At 60.8% G+C, this 16,555-nt stretch carries 16 protein-coding genes; 15 read left to right on the top strand and 1 reads right to left on the bottom strand.

Annotated elements, in window-relative coordinates; translation table 11 throughout:
• Positions 1–169 precede the first annotated feature (169 nt).
• The 13 genes from GSQ92_RS02945 to GSQ92_RS02885 all read left to right on the top strand — a co-directional run bounded on the left by GSQ92_RS02945 (position 170) and on the right by GSQ92_RS02885 (position 13,622).
• On the top strand, positions 170–1,192 hold the full coding sequence (locus tag GSQ92_RS02945) for an LLM class flavin-dependent oxidoreductase (protein ID WP_158803998.1): 1,023 nt from the start codon (positions 170–172) through the stop codon (positions 1,190–1,192).
• Positions 1,193–1,568: 376 nt separating this feature from the next.
• Entirely contained in the window at positions 1,569–2,873 is a 1,305-nt protein-coding gene (locus tag GSQ92_RS02940) for a glycosyltransferase (protein ID WP_159012987.1), read from the top strand.
• Positions 2,874–3,331: 458 nt separating this feature from the next.
• A complete protein-coding gene (locus tag GSQ92_RS02935) occupies positions 3,332–3,493 on the top strand; it encodes a hypothetical protein (protein WP_159012986.1) in 162 nt (53 codons plus the stop codon).
• A 789-nt stretch (positions 3,494–4,282) separates the two neighbouring features.
• A complete protein-coding gene (locus tag GSQ92_RS02930) occupies positions 4,283–4,969 on the top strand; it encodes a response regulator transcription factor (protein WP_159012985.1) in 687 nt (228 codons plus the stop codon).
• Positions 4,970–5,252: 283 nt separating this feature from the next.
• Positions 5,253–5,513: a hypothetical protein gene (locus GSQ92_RS02925; protein WP_159012984.1), complete on the top strand. Its 261-nt coding sequence runs from the start codon at positions 5,253–5,255 to the stop codon at positions 5,511–5,513.
• An 87-nt stretch (positions 5,514–5,600) separates the two neighbouring features.
• Entirely contained in the window at positions 5,601–5,984 is a 384-nt protein-coding gene (locus GSQ92_RS02920) for a VOC family protein (protein WP_158804002.1), read from the top strand.
• A gap of 208 nt (positions 5,985–6,192) precedes the next feature.
• Complete coding sequence (locus tag GSQ92_RS02915) at positions 6,193–6,969, top strand: GntR family transcriptional regulator (RefSeq protein WP_216850255.1); 777 nt, start codon at positions 6,193–6,195, stop codon at positions 6,967–6,969.
• A gap of 165 nt (positions 6,970–7,134) precedes the next feature.
• Positions 7,135–7,947, top strand: a complete 813-nt coding sequence (locus GSQ92_RS02910; RefSeq protein ID WP_216856728.1) for a class I fructose-bisphosphate aldolase — start codon at positions 7,135–7,137, stop codon at positions 7,945–7,947.
• A 14-nt stretch (positions 7,948–7,961) separates the two neighbouring features.
• Positions 7,962–9,245: an FGGY family carbohydrate kinase gene (locus GSQ92_RS02905; RefSeq protein WP_158804003.1), complete on the top strand. Its 1,284-nt coding sequence runs from the start codon at positions 7,962–7,964 to the stop codon at positions 9,243–9,245.
• An 83-nt stretch (positions 9,246–9,328) separates the two neighbouring features.
• Positions 9,329–10,369, top strand: a complete 1,041-nt coding sequence (locus GSQ92_RS02900) for an ATP-dependent DNA ligase (RefSeq protein WP_158804004.1) — start codon at positions 9,329–9,331, stop codon at positions 10,367–10,369.
• 71 nt (positions 10,370–10,440) lie between these two features.
• Entirely contained in the window at positions 10,441–10,860 is a 420-nt protein-coding gene (locus GSQ92_RS02895) for an NUDIX domain-containing protein (protein WP_254066543.1), read from the top strand.
• A gap of 259 nt (positions 10,861–11,119) precedes the next feature.
• On the top strand, positions 11,120–12,673 hold the full coding sequence (locus GSQ92_RS02890) for an acetolactate synthase large subunit (RefSeq protein WP_254066554.1): 1,554 nt from the start codon (positions 11,120–11,122) through the stop codon (positions 12,671–12,673).
• Between the two features lie 127 nt (positions 12,674–12,800).
• Complete coding sequence (locus GSQ92_RS02885) at positions 12,801–13,622, top strand: hypothetical protein (RefSeq protein WP_159012983.1); 822 nt, start codon at positions 12,801–12,803, stop codon at positions 13,620–13,622.
• Positions 13,623–13,662: 40 nt separating this feature from the next.
• Here GSQ92_RS02885 and GSQ92_RS02880 read toward each other — a convergent pair whose 3' ends face one another.
• Entirely contained in the window at positions 13,663–14,397 is a 735-nt protein-coding gene (locus GSQ92_RS02880) for a FadR/GntR family transcriptional regulator (protein ID WP_158804008.1), read from the bottom strand.
• Positions 14,398–14,585: 188 nt separating this feature from the next.
• Here GSQ92_RS02880 and GSQ92_RS02875 point away from each other — a divergent pair, with 188 nt between their 5' ends.
• A complete protein-coding gene (locus GSQ92_RS02875; protein WP_159012982.1) occupies positions 14,586–15,368 on the top strand; it encodes an SDR family NAD(P)-dependent oxidoreductase in 783 nt (260 codons plus the stop codon).
• Positions 15,369–15,449: 81 nt separating this feature from the next.
• Positions 15,450–16,478, top strand: coding sequence for a sugar ABC transporter substrate-binding protein (locus tag GSQ92_RS02870; protein ID WP_158804010.1), 1,029 nt, complete (start codon positions 15,450–15,452; stop codon positions 16,476–16,478).
• Positions 16,479–16,555: the final 77 nt, after the last annotated feature.

Here is a 16,555-nt window from a genome sequence, read left to right as displayed (position 1 = left end):
GACGTCAACACGACGCGCCGCTACCGCAAACGCGCGAAAACCGTCGCCGCCAGCCCCACCAAGCTGCTGGACCTCTGAGCATGGCCGGACCGACCGCTTCGGGCGCCGGTGGCCGCCGCGTGATTGCAGTGGTGTCGGGCGGCTCCATTACATTGGTAGGTTCCGCCTCATGAAAAAGATCGGCTTTCTCTCGTTCGGGCATTGGACGCCGTCCGCGCAGTCGCAGACACGATCGGCGTCGGATGCCCTGCTGCAATCCATCGACTTGGCCGTTGCAGCCGAGCAGCTGGGCGCGGACGGCGCCTATTTCCGCGTCCATCACTTCGCGCGACAGCTGGCTTCGCCCTTTCCTCTGCTGGCGGCCGTGGGCGCCAAGACCAGCCGTATCGAGATCGGCACCGGGATCATCGATATGCGCTACGAGAACCCGCTCTACATGGTTGAGGACGCGGGCGCGGCCGACCTTATCGCCGGCGGCCGGCTGCAACTCGGGATCAGCCGTGGCTCGCCGGAGCAGGTCATCGATGGATGGCGCTATTTTGGCTACAACCCGACCGAGGGCGAAAGTGATGCCGATATGGGTCGGCGCCACGCGGAGGTGTTCCTCGATGTGCTCCGTGGCGAAGGCTTCGCGAAGCCGAACCCGCGACCGATGTTTCCGAATCCGCCGGGCCTGCTACGCCCCGAACCTCATGCGGCGGGGCTGCGCGAGCGGATCTGGTGGGGGGCCGGTTCCAACGCCACAGCGGTCTGGGCGGCGAAGCTGGGCTTGAACCTGCAAAGCTCGACCCTGAAGGATGACGAGACTGGAGAGCCTTTCCACATTCAACAAGCCACCCAGATCCGGGCATTCCGCGCCGCCTGGAAGGAGGCTGGACACGCCCGAGCGCCACGTGTCTCGGTCAGCCGCAGCATCTTCGCCCTGATGAATGATCGCGATCGCTCTTACTTCGGACGCGGAGGCGAGCAGGAGGACCAAATCGGCTTTATCCACGAGACGACCCGAGCCATCTTCGGTCGGAGCTACGCCGCTGAGCCGGATGTTCTCATTGAACAACTCAGAGGTGACGAGGCGATCTCCGAGGCTGACACGCTGCTCCTGACGGTCCCAAATCAGCTGGGTGTCGCCTATTGTGCGCATGGCATCGAGGCGATTCTCACGCACGTCGCGCCTGCCCTCAATTGGCGCTGATGTCACCGACAGGTCGAAGCGCAGAATGAGCGATCTGCCTACGCCAAGCGATGGGAATAATATAGGGCGCATGCGAGGAGCGTAAGTCGGCGGCAGTTAGCGTGAGATGGCGGCCGCCACCTTGATCGTTCCACGCGAGCAACGCGGCTTCGTGACAGGGGATCGGCCGACTCATCTTCTACGTACCCGTGCTTTCCGCCATGTGAAATGCGTCCGCGACATTGACGCCGAGATACGCAGCGGCCGCTAGGTTCGAGTGTTGCAGTGGTAACGCTAATGGGCCAAGCGCAAATAGTCTCGTAATCGAGGGCTGGCACCCTTCTGCGATCAGACTGCCTCGTCGATCAGTGGCAGTGCTGCAGCGAAGGATGCGTTCATGAGAATACTGATGGCTTCGACGCCAGCGACGGGCCACATCAACCCGCTCGTGGCGATCGCCCGATTTCTGGTGGATGACGGCCATGATGTTGTCTTCCATTCGGGAAGCGAATTTCAGCGTCGTATCGAAAGCAGCGGGGCCAGGTTCCAAGCGCTTCTCGGCAAAGCCGATGTCGATCTCCGAGACCTGCCGGCCATCGCGCCAGAACTCGCGAGCATGGAACCTGGGTTGGATTGGCTGCGTATCGCCTTGGAGAGGATCTTCATCGACAGGATTGCCGACCAGACTGAAAGTATCCAGAAAGGACTCAGAGAATTTTCGGCAGATGCGATCATCGCCGATGATATGTTCTTTGGCCTGTTGCCGATGCTGCTAGGGCCGCGCGCGAGCCGGCCCCCTGTCATCGTTTGTGGGACCTCCATTCTCCACTGCCGCCGGGCTGACGGGGCGCCTCTTTTCCTCGGCCTGCCGCCCGCCACCACGTCCGCCGAACTCGAAGAGTATGAGCGTATTGCCGCTGACTATGACGAAAAAGTTACGCAGCCGTCCCTCAAGAAAGCCAACGCTGAACTCAAGGGTTTTGGGCGCGGCGCTCTAACGACCCCCATCTTTGAGGCTATCGTCGCGCTGGCGGACACCTACATGCAATTGTCCGTGCCAAGCTTCGAGTTCCCCCGCGACCTGCCGTCTTGCGTGAACTTCATCGGTGCGCTTCCGATCATCCCCAATCAGGCTCCACTGCCGTCTTGGGCGGCCGATCTGGATGGGAAGCGCAAGGTTGTCCTCGTCACGCAGGGCACCGTCGCCAATCATGATTTCGGTCTTCTGATTGGCCCTACCCTCGCGGCACTTGAAAATGAGCCCGACATTCTCGTGGTGGCGACCGGCGGCGGCCGTTCGGTCGACGCCATACCGGGTCCGATTCCATCCAATGCTCGCCTGGCGGAGTATCTGCCGTTTGAATGGCTGCTTCCAAAGGTCGATGTGATGGTCACAAACGGCGGCTATGGCAGCGTCAATCAATCGCTGAGTTGTGGAATACCGATCGTTGCCGCGGGGATGACGGAGGATAAGGCCGACGTCAATGCCCGCATTGATTGGTCAGGCGCAGGAATCAATCTGGGGACGAACCATCCGACGCCAGAAGCCATCAGAGCCGCCGTGCGGGCGGCATTCGAGAATCCCGATTACCTGAGGAACGCGCAACGCCTGGCCGCCGAGTTTGCGATCTTCGACGCCAAGTCTGAGACACTGCGCCTGTTGGGGCAATATAGCGCCGCTGGCCAGTCTCGCGCGGCCTAAATGAGGCGGCCAATTGGACACGAATGCGTCCATCAACGCCTACAGCACAGCCCCGTCGGCCGCCGCTGCATCGGCGTTGGCAACAGACGCGTTGGGGATAGCACCGCGATGACCGTCGATCTCTTCATAGAAGCGATTCATCACGCTCGATGCGCCTCTGAGGACGTTCGCCGCAGGCGACGGCCTTGTGCCCGATGCATCGTGCGCGTTTCGGGGATCGCGTCGCGGTGGCGAGGTGGGCTCGCGCAGGGGCGTGATTGTAGGAAGCGAGAGTGACGCTGCAAATGAGCTGCTGATGCGCGACGGTGAAGGCGATGTTCGAGATCACCGATCCTTGCTTCGCCGCAACCACAACGGCGGTCCGCTCCCCAAAGTCGAGAGGAGCTGTTGCGGGGCAAGGCGGACACCGTTCTGTCCAGCGAGGAATTGTCGCTGGAGCTTGCCCCGAGCGTGGTTTGATGATCGCTGCTGCCCTGATAACCACCAATGGCGCTCGCCGTGGTGTTCGGGAGGAAGTCGCTCTCGGCAATCCCGGCGGCGACCGCGGTTCCGCGCATCGTTCCAGGCGATTCGCGTCGCCGGACCGCTCGATTCCGCAGGTCGATCAGGTCGGGGAGTGAATAGGCTTTAACGGTGTCGACGGTGGGTGGCGACGGCACCTTGCCGAGTACCGGATTGGCAGGGAGGACCAGGAATCCGCCGGCTTCGCTGACACGGCGCGCCGCCTTGAGAGGCTCGCCAAGCGCCTCGGCGCCGGAGGCCACGCCCAGCGGCCCAGAAACGTTGCCAAACCCCACTCAACTGAGCGCGATCTCGGAAACCGGCGAGGCTTCCCTCGCGTTGTTGGAACAGATCGTCACCAATATTTCGGAACATACCGAGTAAGGGATGGCGATGGTTGCGCTACGCCGTCGCATAGTCGGTTGTTCCCACGGAGAGCCTGCCGACTGAGCCAATGCAAGGCGGCCCGCCATGAGCATGCATAGACGGGTGCGGGAATGCGAAACCCACTTCGCTATGGTTGAGATTGGCTCGAGCCAGCGCCTCAGTATACGAGAATACTATATGGCGCCGCGACGACCCCCATCGAAATCCTATGAGGATGGTGTCATCTTCTCATAAGTGGTCGTTCAGGATTTACGCTGGACCCACGACATCCATTCCCTCAGCCGAAGAGGGACCGTGCCAGGACGACGTTTTCGTCCTGGGAAAGGCTCTGGAAGAGGATGCAACGGCGCCACTTGTGCCCTTGTGCCGATGATGCGTGGTGCATCCCTCTTAGGAGCTCGCATAGGAATGGTTTTGAAGACGCCCCCACTACGTTTTGGACGACCTTTCGGAGATAAGCGCCGCGAGGGTATTCCACCGGTTCGGGTCGGGGCCGGATTTTGTGGGTTGGAGGAATCGCCATGACTGGGCGTGAGACGGTGCTCGTTGTCGACGATGACGGCCAGATACGGCGGTCGTTGCATACCATCGTGCGTGGTGATTGCTACGACGTATTGGAAGCATCGTCTGGTGAGGAAGCACTCAAGGCACTGTCTGACTTTGAAGTCGATGCGGTCCTTCTCGACTTGGGACTGCCCGATCGGGAGGGGCTCGATCTCGTTCCGATGATCAGGCAGCTCACGACTGCGGCTGTTCTCGTGCTTTCTGCTCGCGACGCCGTTGATGAGAAAGTGACGGCGTTAAGCTTGGGTGCCGACGACTATATCGTGAAGCCTTTCATTGCCGAGGAACTACTCGCTCGTATCCGGACGGGGCTCCGCCACCGCCTGAATGCGCAAAGCACCCGGACCAAGGTTGTTGTGGAAGAACTGGAGATCGATCTCGTAAACCACAGGGTCGTAAAAGCCGACAAGGAATTGCGTCTCACCTGGAACGAGTATTCTGTGCTTTCCGAGCTCGCGAAGCATCGTGGTCAGGTCATCACTTACGGTCAGCTGATGCAGTATGTGCGGAATCGTGAGATTGAGCATCGACTGAACCGGCTACATTCGATCGTCCGGAACCTCCGCCAGAAAATTGAGAGGGATCCAGATCGGCCCTCTATCGTGATCAACGAACTCGGCGTCGGCTATAGCCTCTCAGGCTAGGCTCTCCAGCATGCTCTGCTGGCCGCTCTCGTATAGCCGCGCTCAAGGATGAGCATCCGCGGTTGAAGATGTGTACACAACCGTGGCCTTCTCGCGTGTTCGCCCTGGACGTTAGGACAGTGTCTCTCGGGCCAAGTTTTGGACTAAAATTTGGATTCGGCTGAGGCGCAGTGTCAGTCTGAACACAGTCGCACTATCCGGTTGCGTTTACGTCGGTGTTCGATTATTTCGCAAGGCTCCGCGAGCGTGTGGCCGTGTCTAACTGCGTGGTGGAGCAGAGAAAATGAACTCTCTATTGTCTATGCTGATGCTAGACCGTCTGCAAGTATCTTTTTATTTGACTCGACGCCATTGCACTCGTTTGACTAACGATATCGCTGAGCAAAAAGGGATTTCCGGCTCGATGCGCGGGATTTCCCGTCTCCTAATTCTTCTGCTCTCGGTTTCTCTGACGTCTTGTGCGCCGCAAAAGAAACATGACCATGCGATCTTTGGCCCGACTGATAAGGGCGCCGGCACGGACTATGGGAACAATAATCCTTAGTGCAAAGCCCTGAGCCTCGACACCGTTCGTTTAGCTTGTAGCGCAGAGGGCGGTATACCGCGCCAATATCACCAAAGGGAGTCCGACATGCTCGATCATACCGGGTTCGCGGTCACTGATCTCGGGAGGAGTAAGGACTTTTACATCAGGGCATTGGCCCCACTCTCCATTGAGCTTCTCGCTGAAGTAACCGCGGAACAGACCGGCGGCGGTGCTCACGCGGGGTTCGGGGCGGACGGCAAGCCGTTCTTCTGGATTGGAGATGGCGGTCGTGCTGCCGGGACGGTCCATGTCGCATTCACCGCACAATCACGAGCCGACGTTGACGCGTTTTACAGCGCGGGCATGGAAGCGGGTGGCAGAGACAATGGCGGGCCCGGACTTCGTCCACACTATCATCCGAGTTACTATAGCGCGTATATTCTTGATCCCGATGGCAACAACATCGAGGCTGTCTGTCATAGGCTCTGAGTAGAGCGGTGCTGTAGTTACAACGAATCTCCCAAAGCCTTGCTTGTTCAAGGCCACAATTGCCTTGCGTGGCTGGCTGACCCGTAATGGTGTCGCGGCGGACGGATGTACTAACTTATCGGCGCTAGACAATTCTACTTGACATCGGTCTTTCACTCTCTTAGTCGGATTCGTACGGCTTGTCCGTACAACACGTAAAGACTTATCAATGATGTCTGCAGGCGATATCGACCGGAGTTCTCCAGAGCCCTTCTACCTGCAACTCGGCCGCTGGCTGGAAGAGCAGATTGCCTCCGGCCGCTATGGATCTGGGGACCAGCTTCCGACCGAAAGTGAGATGTGCCGACAGTTCTCGCTGTCCCGCTCTACGGTTCGGGAGTCGCTGCGCAGCCTTCAAGAACGCGGCAAGATCAAGATCGTCCAGCGCCGCGGCGCCTTTGTATGCGGCTCCCAGCAGCGCAGCTGGATGCTGCAGTTTACCGAAGGGTTTTCGGAGACTGAGGCTGATTTCCATCGGCGCGTCGTCGATACGCAGGTACTCCGGGTAGAGCATGCGACGCTTCCGGATGCCGCCTGCGACGCGTTGCGCCTGCCCGAGGGAAGTGCGGGCGTGATGATCGAGCGTCTTCGCAGTCTCGACGGCACGCTGGCCCTTTACGGCATCAACTACCTGATCCCGAGCCTCGCGCCTGTGATTGGTGATGGTAGCACCCTCGGTGGAAAGGCGTCGCTCAACCGGGTGCTGCGCATGGCCGGATGGCAGGTCCATGGTGCGCGTCGATCACTCTCGGCCGTCGCCGCGTCGAAGAAGATAGCGGCGCATCTGGGGATCCGCGCAGGGGAACCATTACTGCTGATTCGCTCGGTGTCCTGGGACGCGAATGAGCGGGTGTTCGACTACTACTCTTCCTGGGTCCGCAGCGAGGAAGTCGCGGTCGAGATTGAGGTTCAAGCCGAGCGCTCGTACGCGGACAGCCGCGGCTAGAGCTGCCGGCCAAGGCTGAGAAAGGGTAGGTTAGTGCCTGCCGCAGGGCCCTCGCGACAGGGCGCTGCAGCGTTATAGATTTTGGCGCCCCCATCCAAAGCATGGCGGTGCGGGTTGCGTAGATACCCGGCTTACATTTTCCATGATTTCCTGGAGAAATTTATAATGACCGCAGTGAAGAACGTGCCAAACCTCCTCAATTCCTACCGCATGCAGCGCCTGTTTCCGCAGGGCCGTGCCGCGATCATCTGCCCCATCGATCACGGTATAATTTTTCCGCGCGCGTTGATGCGGGGCTTGGAAGATCCGGTTGCCGTGCTCAACCGACTTTCCGCCCACGGCGCCACCGGCTTCATGTTGAGTCCGGGCCTCGTCAAACAAACGCAGGTCGAGCTTGGGCAGGCAAGCCACCTGTCGCGCGTCATGGCGCTCGATGGCTTCTACAACCTCACCGACGCGGCCACTGGCATCGGCAACCTCATTGCGACGGTGGAAGATGCCGTGCGTCTCGGGGTAGATTGCGTGAAGCTGTTGATGCCGTGGAACGTCTCGACGCAAGAGAAGGTCAATCTAACCGAGCGTCTGGGTAAGGTCGTATCGGATGCTGCGAAGTGGGATATGCCCGTTATGATCGAACCCGTTCTCCTCGGCGAACCGCGTAGCAAGGAAGTGATTGCAGCAGAGTTCGAAGTTGCGCGCATCGCCTACGACATTGGCGCGGATATCGTGAAGATCGCTTTCCCAGGGCCTGATTACACGGCCAAGCTGGTGCAGGAACTGAAGGTGCCACTGGTGATCGCCGGCGGCCCTATGACGGGCAGTTTCGAGGATGCGGTGCGCGAGGTGCGCGACACGGTCGCGGCCGGGGCGCAGGGCCTGATCGTTGGCCGCAACGTCTGGTCCCGCGAGCCTGCCGAGGCAGAGCGCATGATGGCCGAACTCAACCGTATCGCGCGTGAGAACTACGTCGCTCGCTGAACCCTGATGGGCGAATGACGGTGCCGGATATCGTCTGGTGCGGGATCGATCTTGGCAGCAGCAACGTCAAGATCCTCTTCCTGGCGGAAGATGGGCGGGTTGTCTGGCGCGATAGCCAGCCGACGCCTCGCGTGTCGGACGGCATCGGACCTTGCGCGGATGCCGACATCCTCCTCGACCTCGTAGAGAAGATGATGATGCGTGGGCATCACGGCGCGGCGCTTGCTCAGCCGCTGGCGGCAATCGCTGTTGGTGGTACGGGCGAGGACGGTGTTCCGATCGATGCGGAGGGGCGGGCGCTCGATCTGGCCATCCCCTGGTTCGACCGCAGGGCGGATGCCCTTGCGCGCGCGCGCGCGGCCGAGCGGCTGTGGCGGGATCCGCGCATGCCAGTGACGCTCGACTACTCCAGAACGGCCGCGAAATGGGCCTGGAGCCGAGACCATCGGCCGGCGCCTCTGGCGGCGGCTGCCGGCTGGTTAGCATTGACGGATTATCCGGCGGCGCGTTGGTCCGGACGGCCTTTCATGAGCGAAAGCCTGGCCGCCCGCACGGCTTGCTATGATATCGGCGCGCGCGCCTGGATCGAGCCCCTTCTGGAGGCCAGCGGCGCTCCGCCGCTGCCACCCGTATTGTCCGGCGGCACGATTGTCGGGGCAGTGCAATCCGCGCGGTTATTGACGGCAGGCGTGACGGATGGCGATACGGTTATAGTCGCAGGCGGCCACGATCACCCATTGGCTGCCTTCGCGATCCGCCGACAGATTCCCGATGCGATTATCGATTCCATGGGCACTGCCGAGTTGCTTTACGGCGAGGTGACGGGCGATCGGCCGCCGCCCGCCCATCCGTATTTCGCCTTCTCACGGCCGATCTTCGGCCCAGGTATTGCCTGTTTGGGTGTGATGGAGCTTTCCGCGGTGCTTCGGCCCTTGATGGAAGCTGAGGACGAAACAGGCACGGGCTTTCGCGACGTAATGGCTGGCGCGCCTGTACCTGGAAGGCCGGGCGAGGGGCCGCTGCTACGCAAACTGCTGGAGAACAGCGCCGCCATGACGCGAGACAGGTTGCGAGCGCTGTATGAGATGGGTGTGCCCCGTGGCGCGATTTTCGCCGCCGGCGGCTGGGCGCAGTCACGCTCGCTGCTTGCTCTACGGGCGAGCGTTCTTGGCTGCCCGATCCATACGGTGCGCGAGACCGAGTTGAGCGCCTACGGCGCGGCGGTATTGGCGGGCGTTGCCAGCGGTGGCTCGCCACCCTGCGACCTGATCGTCGAGACGGTGGAGCCTTACCCATGAAGAAGCTCATCAAACATCCCAGTGCCTTTGTGCCCGGGATACCGGACAGCCTGGTGAGTTTCAGCGAGCGATTGGGCACGTAGATGTCCTACCTGCTCGCGCTGGATACGGAGCCGATGGAGGCAAAATCTCTCGACGCTCTGCCGGAGGGCGAGGGGTGGCAGTTCGAACCGAAATGGGACGGCTTCCGTTGCCTGGTGTTCAAGGCCGGACAGGACGTCGATCTCCGCGCCAAATCGGGCAAGTCGCTCTCCCGCTACTTTCCGGAGATGGTGGATGCTGTGCGCGGCGCCAAGGCCGATAACTTCGTGCTGGACGGCGAGCTGACCGTTCCGATCGGAGACACCTTGTCGTTTGGCGCTCTTCAAGACCGCGTGCATCCCGCGGCGAGCCGCATCAAGAAGCTTTCGGTGGAAACCCCTGGGCTCTTGATCCTGTTCGACTGCCTGGCAACGGCGAAGACCGGCAGCTTGATGGAGGCGCCGCTGACAAAGCGCCGGATCGAGCTGGAACGCGTTATGACTGGCCTTGGCAGGGCGCATCGGGCGCGCCTCACTCCGCTGACGCACGACCCCGCCAAGGCGCGGCATTGGCTAGATGACACTCGGGGTGCTCTTGACGGTGTGGTGGCCAAACGCGTGGCCGAGTCATATGAGCCGGGGAAGCGCGCCATGGTGAAAGTCAAACGCCTACGAAGCGCCGACTGCGTGGTGGGTGGCTTCCGCTACGTCAAAGGATCGCGGCAGGTCGGCTCACTTCTACTCGGGCTGTACAACGGGGACGGAACGCTGGATCATGTCGGATTCACTTCCGCCATCTCCAATGCTGAGCGGCCTGCATTGACCGCGAAGCTGGAGGCCATCAAGGGTGGCCAGGGCTTCACTGGGAATGCGCCGGGTGGTCCAAGTCGCTGGGGCACCGAAGGGTCCGCTGACTGGCAGCCGCTGCGGACGGAGCTCGTCGTGGAAATCACCTATGATCAGGTTACGGATGGTCGTTTTAGGCATGGGACAATGCTACGCCGGTGGCGCCCCGACAAGGCGCCGAAGCAATGCACCCGGGAACAGCTGCAGCAGGAGCTGCGACCCAGTCTTGTGGCCGAGCAACTTGATCTCGGCGGCTGACCGCTGTCGCTGATGTTCAAATACGACGCAGTCTGCGATCGGTCCTTAGCGTGGTAGCCCGAGCGCGGCGGATGTCTTGCGGCGTGCTCGTCACGGATGGTGTGCGCGTGCTCCTCGGCCACGCCTCTCGCTCGCCCCGATGGGACATCCCGAAAGGCCTGGCAAACCCGGGTGAGCCACTCGTGACAGCCGCCTTGCGGGAGTTGTTTGAGGAAACGGGGCTGCAGGCCACTCCCGATGCGCTGCGTTCCCTGGGGACGCATATCTACCTCAGAGACAAAGACCTGACGCTATTCGCGTGGAGTCTGAGTGTCCTGCCTGATCCGGCGGAATTGCGATGCTTATCGCTCGTCGAATTGCCCGGGGGCAAGTCGATGCCTGAGCTTGATCGGTTCGGTCTTTTTGCGTTCGACGCAGCAATCGCGGCTGTGGGTAGAAACCTTGCCCGAGTGCTTGCCGCCGTCTGGCCGATGATCGCCGGATGCGGCTAGTATGGGTGCCGCGCCGGTAGCTCTAAAGAGAGAGTCGACGTGCCGTTGTTCTGATTGGTGGCCCTCAACGCAGTAGTCGTTGGTCGCTCCTTGGCGATCCAGTTATTGCTATGGGCTGGGGTAAGAGGCTTGGCTGCGCTTACGACAGACTATGGGGTGCCCATCTGGGTGCGTCCGGTGAGTGCTGACACAAGGGGGTCTGGCTCAATTGCGGTGCCGCACACTCGCAAGCAATCAGACCATCGATGAATTGAAGGGTATGACACACGTGAACGGTGCAGGAAGTCTCGTTAGGACGTTGCTAAATTCGGGACTCGATACTTGCTTTGCAAACCCTGGCACAAGCGAAATGCATTTCGTCTCTGCCTTGGATAATGTGCCTGGGATGCAATGTGTGCTAGGTCTGTCCGAGGGAGTCGTGACCGGTGCGGCCGACGGGTACGCGCGGGTCATGGGCAAACCGGCGGTAACGTTGTTGCATTGCGGGCCAGGACTGGCGAATGGCCTGGCCAACCTGCATAATGCTCGGCGCGCCAACACCATGATGGTGAACTGCGTCGGCGATCAGGCCACTCACCACCGTCCGCTTGATGCTCCTCTGACTGCTGATACCGAAGGTCTTGCGCGAACCGTATCCGCCTGGGTCCGTACCGCCGCACATGCGACGCAGGTGGGCGCCGATGCAGCCGTCGCAGTGCAAATGGCAATGACATCGCCAGGCCAGATAGCGACCTTGATCCTTCCGTCTGATACTTGCTGGGATGCCGGTGGTGTGCCCGCTCGTGCTCTGGCAGTGCCGTCACCGCCGACGGCGAATCCGCATGCCATTCAACAAGCGGCTCGCCTGCTCAAAAACGGCGCGCCCACCCTGATGATCCTCGGGAACGGGGCTTTGCGGGCAGGCACGATCGCCGCTGCTTACAAGATCGCATTGGCCACTGGGGCCAAAATCGTCGCCCCGAACTTCAATGCCTTGATCGAAAGGGGCGGGAAGCGCTCGCCGATCGATCGCATACCTTATGTCGTTGAGCCGGCACTTTTGGAGTTCAGCGGCATCAAACAGATAATTCTTATCGGGACGGCAAAGCCGCCGTTCTTTTTTGCTTATCCAAGCAAGCCGGCCAGTCCGTTTCCTGGCGACGCCCATACGCACGTGATGACCCGACCCGAACACGACCAGGCCGCCGCGATGGCCGCTTTGGCAATTGAAGTTGGAGCGCTAGGGGAAACGGGAAGGCGGCTTGGAACACCTCGTCCCCATCCAGCTTCCGGATCAGTCACAAGCGAGGCCTTCGCTCAATCTCTCACAGCGCTGCTTCCCGAGGACACAATCATCGCGGATGAAGGTCTAACCTTCGGTCGTGCCGTTTTTTCAGGTACACACAATGCGCCGGCTCACGATTGGATGGCGGTCCCGGGCGGTGCAATCGGTGGCGGCATGCCTTTGGCGACCGGTGCGGCGGTCGCTGCCGCGGGCAGGCGGCGCGTAGTCAACTTACAGGCGGACGGGTCGGCGATGTATAGCATCCAGTCACTCTGGACCCAGGCGCGACAGAAGCTTGATGTGACGACCGTTATCTTCTCGAATAGAAAATATGCAATTCTTCTCGCCGAGTTGGAAAACGTGCGAGCCTCTGCAGGGAAAACGGCGCTCTCAATGCTTGAGCTTACAAATCCAGACCTGGATTTCGTCAAACTTGCCGCGGGAATGGGTGTTGAGGGTGCCCGCGCTGAGACGATGGAACAGTTCAACGACCTATTCACGATTGCGAACAAGCGCTCAGGGCCATTTTTGATAGAACTCGCGTGCTGATTCGGAACGTTCCCCTGCTCGCCGACCAAGCCTCCTCGCACGTTTGATGCGGCCAAGTGTATCGACTTCGAACGACCTGCAGTTGCCCTGCGAAAAACGAGCGGCGCGCTGAAGAAGGAATTTATAAATGCCCCGCAACGATCTCCTCCCGCCGAGCGTGAGCACGCTTGATCGCATCGATAATGCAGAGGTAGCATCTTGGGCAGACTACTTCGAGGCATTGTCTGCGAAAGCCTCCGAAGCGTCGCCGAAGCACCAGAAGATCGAAGGCGGGTTGCTAATTTCTCTGCCGTCCTGGCGTGGGCAAGTACTCAACAGGTTCTTCGGGCCTATAAAGAGCACCTCAGAAGGCGTGGGTTCCATAGTTTCGTCTCTCAAATCGTTCCGTCAGACGAGCGGCGTTCATCTGTCATTTCAGATCAGAGCCGCAGATGTCCAACTCGGCCAGATGCTCGTCAAGCACGGCTTGGTCGCATCGGATCATTCTTGGGCAAGATTCCTGCGGGTGCCTGGTGCTTTGGAACAAACCGAAACGGGATTGGTGGTCCGGCCACTTCATCTTTGGGAGGCGACTCAGTTCGCGCTCGCCATCGAGAGGGTCTTTGATCTCCCGCCCGGGATCCGTTCCGGCAGCGCTGAGATGCTGAGGCGGCCGGGCTGGAAGATCTTTGGGGCGATAGACGGAGATAGCGTGGTGGCTACTGGGGCAATGTTCGTCCACGCCGGCTGCGGATGGTTAGGATTCGACACGACGATGCCCGACTATCGTAAGCAGGGTTTGCAACAAGCCATAATTGCCGCACGCGTAAATTCGGCGGTCAAAAGCGGCATCGATCTTCTTACTGCCGATACGGAGTTTCCGCGCCCGGGTGAGCGCGATTCGTCGTTCGACAACTATCGTAGGGCTGAATTTGGCATCGCCTACGAGCGGCTGAACTTTAGCGTTTAGCAGCCGATCTTCGGGATGAGGCGATATGACCTACTCGCCTTCAGATGGAACGGCGAGACTTAGCTTTCGCGGTCGTGGGCTCTCGCGACGCGGGGCGTTCGTCCAGGAACAGGGTCTCCGTATGGACAATATGCTCGTGCATCGCCTGTCGCGCGCCGGCAGGATCGCGATTGGCAAGAGCGGCGAGAATGGCGGAGTGGTCTCGCAGTGTCCGCTGCCGCGCCGGCGCCCCGGCGGTCTTCTCCATGAGCCTCTCAAAGACCGGTGAGAACATTTCGGTCCAGATCATCCCTACTACGCCGGTCAGCACGTCATTGCCCGCCATGGCCGCAATCGAAAGGTGAAAGCGGCGATCCTCTTCGTGGCCGGGCAGCCCCTGACTCATGGCTGTCTTCTGTGCGGCGATCAGATGCTCTAGTTGCTCGAAATCCTGGCCCGGCGCAACGGCCGCCAGCGCGGCAACCTCGCCCTCGATCGCGCGGCGGGCGGCGAGGATTGTGAAGACACTCGTGCCAGCATCGCCGATCGTGGCGGAAACGCTTCGCGCGTCATTGACGTAGATACCGGAGCCCGAGCGGATATCTACGAGCCCAGCGATCTCGAGCGCGATCATCGCCTCCCTAACTGTCGGACGGCTCACGCCGAGCTTCAAAGCAAGATCCCGTTCGGGTGGTAGACGCTGCCTGGGAAGGAATTCGCCGGCGCGAATCAGCGTCGCCAATTGCTCGGCGACCTGCTGGTACAAACGTTGGGAAACAATCCAAGTGATAGGCACGTGGTCCCTCCAATTCCCATTTAGCGTGAGAAATGAACAGGCCGTCAAGTGGCAAGGTGGCCTTACCAATTTCGCTACCATTCTCGGCGGGTATGTGGCACGGTCGAAGGTGCGGCACGACAAGATGGGTCGATGCCCGCCAAAAGCGCCGCATACTTTGCGGCGAGAACTGACACTGGGTGGACGCGATGGGAAAGCTGTCGGGAAAAGTTGCGATCGTTACGGGCGCCGCGCGGGGCCTTGGCGAGGGGATCGCACGGCGTTTGGCGGAGGAAGGCGCCAGCGTGATTTGCGCCGACGTCAATGAGCCGACGATGGTCGTCTCTGCACTTCGCGCTGAAACTTCGGGGAGGCACACATCGGCGGTGCTCAACGTCGCAGACGGTGACGCTTTCGATGCGCTTGTCGCGGAGACGGTCCGGGCGCATAGCCGGCTCGACATCATGGTTAATAACGCTGGGATCTATGTCGGCGGCGCTATTGCCGAAACCGATGATGCGACCTTCAAGCGCGTAATGGACGTCAATCTGCTGGGCGTCTTTCACGGCTGCCGCGCCGCCGCACGCGTTATGATCGAGCAAAAGAACGGCCGGGTGATCAACTCGGCATCGCAACTCGGCAAGGTGGGCCGCGCGACCGAAGGAGTTTACGCGGCGTCGAAAGCGGGCGTCATCCTTCTCACCCAGGCGCTGGCGCTGGAACTCGCGCCGCATGGCATTACCGCCAACTGCATCTGCCCCGGCGCGCTGATGACGCCGATGCTGGAATTCAGTTTTCAACATATGGCGAACCAGCGCGGGGTGGCGCTGGATGATGTCATGAACAGCTACATCAGAGAGAATATCCCGAGCGGCCGTTTCGGCACGCCGGCGGATATGGGGGCGACTGTCGCGTGGCTGGCCTCCGACGACGCCTCCTTCATCAACGGCGCCGCGATCAATCTGACCGGCGCTCAGCAGGTCTTCTTCTAAGCGGAAATGGACTAGTAGCGCTTGTGCATCCACCAGCGACGGGACTAATCGTCGTGCAAAGAAAACAAAGAGGGTTCAGGAATGTCTCGTCTTACCAAACTGCTGGGCTGCGTCGGCGCTCTGCTATTCAGCGGCCTGGCGGTCGCATATGCGGATCCTTCAACCAAGATCGCGCTCGTCCCGGGCGGTCCGCATCCGTATTTCGCGAGCTGGGCGCAGGCTGGTGCTGACGCCAAGAAGGACTTCAACCTCGGCGCCGCGGACTATAAGGTTCCGGAGCAGTGGCAGCTTGCGGATCAGAACAACCTGCTCGAGAGCTTGGTCACCCAGGGCTATAACGGCTTCCTTCTCTTTCCCGGTGATCCCGTCGGTTCGGTGAGCACCGTGCAGGAGCTGACGGATTCCGGCGCGCCTGTCATCGCCCTGGCCGGCTGCCTGAAGGATCCCTCCACGGCCTCCTTCTGCTTCGGAACGGATGTCTACCGCTCCGCCTATCTCGGCACCCAGCACCTTATCGCGGGCATGGCCGGAACCAAGAAGCGCATCCTCCACGTCACCGGCTTCCTGGTCGATCCCAATACCCAGCTGCGCATCAACGCGGTCAATCAGGCAGCCAAGGAAGGGGGCGCGACCGTCGCCGAGACCATTGCCGACATCGATGCGCCCGGGCCGGCGGAAGAGAAGATCAACGCCTATCTCGCCGCCCATGCCAATGACATCGACGGCATCATCTCCACCGCCTGGGTGCCATCCGTGGTGAGCGCCAACGCGCTGCGCCGCATCGGCACCAAGCGCATCAAGATGGTCGCCATCGACCACGACAAGGCCGTACTGCAGGGCGTCAAGGACGGCTACCTGCTCGGCACCATGCTGCAGAATCCCTATGGCCAGGGCTACATCGGCTCCTATGCCATCGACAAGCTGCGCAACGGCTGCAAGGTCAATGCGAGTGCGCCCTGGACGAAGAACGCGCTGACCGCCCGTTTCATCGACTCCGGAACGGTCTTCGCCGGGCCCGAGCAGGTGGATAACTACCTTCAGTCGATGCAGGCGATTACCAAGACAATCTTCGCCAGCTTCGCCAAGACGTACCTCATCTGCTCGAAGTGACGCGCTGCGGATAGGGCCTCGCTGCGGGGCCCTATCCCGACTGTGGCGGATGCAGGGCATGCATCCGCCATCGCTTC

It is taken from the genome of Acidisoma sp. S159 (assembly GCF_009766125.1).
In the GTDB taxonomy this organism is placed as follows: domain Bacteria; phylum Pseudomonadota; class Alphaproteobacteria; order Acetobacterales; family Acetobacteraceae; genus Acidisoma.
The sequence above is the reverse complement of the archived record's forward strand: the minus strand, read 5'-3'. Positions and strand labels throughout refer to the sequence as shown.

Coding starts and splice junctions, on each gene's coding strand:
- GSQ92_RS02885 (WP_159012983.1), top strand. CDS start 12,801: ATGCCCCGCAACGATCTCCTCCCGCCGAGCGTGAGCACGCTTGATCGC.
- GSQ92_RS02930 (WP_159012985.1), top strand. CDS start 4,283: ATGACTGGGCGTGAGACGGTGCTCGTTGTCGACGATGACGGCCAGATA.
- GSQ92_RS02915 (WP_216850255.1), top strand. CDS start 6,193: ATGATGTCTGCAGGCGATATCGACCGGAGTTCTCCAGAGCCCTTCTAC.
- GSQ92_RS02925 (WP_159012984.1), top strand. CDS start 5,253: ATGAACTCTCTATTGTCTATGCTGATGCTAGACCGTCTGCAAGTATCT.
- GSQ92_RS02920 (WP_158804002.1), top strand. CDS start 5,601: ATGCTCGATCATACCGGGTTCGCGGTCACTGATCTCGGGAGGAGTAAG.
- GSQ92_RS02895 (WP_254066543.1), top strand. CDS start 10,441: ATGTCTTGCGGCGTGCTCGTCACGGATGGTGTGCGCGTGCTCCTCGGC.
- GSQ92_RS02935 (WP_159012986.1), top strand. CDS start 3,332: ATGATCGCTGCTGCCCTGATAACCACCAATGGCGCTCGCCGTGGTGTT.
- GSQ92_RS02900 (WP_158804004.1), top strand. CDS start 9,329: ATGTCCTACCTGCTCGCGCTGGATACGGAGCCGATGGAGGCAAAATCT.
- GSQ92_RS02945 (WP_158803998.1), top strand. CDS start 170: ATGAAAAAGATCGGCTTTCTCTCGTTCGGGCATTGGACGCCGTCCGCG.
- GSQ92_RS02905 (WP_158804003.1), top strand. CDS start 7,962: ATGACGGTGCCGGATATCGTCTGGTGCGGGATCGATCTTGGCAGCAGC.
- GSQ92_RS02870 (WP_158804010.1), top strand. CDS start 15,450: ATGTCTCGTCTTACCAAACTGCTGGGCTGCGTCGGCGCTCTGCTATTC.
- GSQ92_RS02890 (WP_254066554.1), top strand. CDS start 11,120: ATGACACACGTGAACGGTGCAGGAAGTCTCGTTAGGACGTTGCTAAAT.
- GSQ92_RS02940 (WP_159012987.1), top strand. CDS start 1,569: ATGAGAATACTGATGGCTTCGACGCCAGCGACGGGCCACATCAACCCG.
- GSQ92_RS02875 (WP_159012982.1), top strand. CDS start 14,586: ATGGGAAAGCTGTCGGGAAAAGTTGCGATCGTTACGGGCGCCGCGCGG.
- GSQ92_RS02910 (WP_216856728.1), top strand. CDS start 7,135: ATGACCGCAGTGAAGAACGTGCCAAACCTCCTCAATTCCTACCGCATG.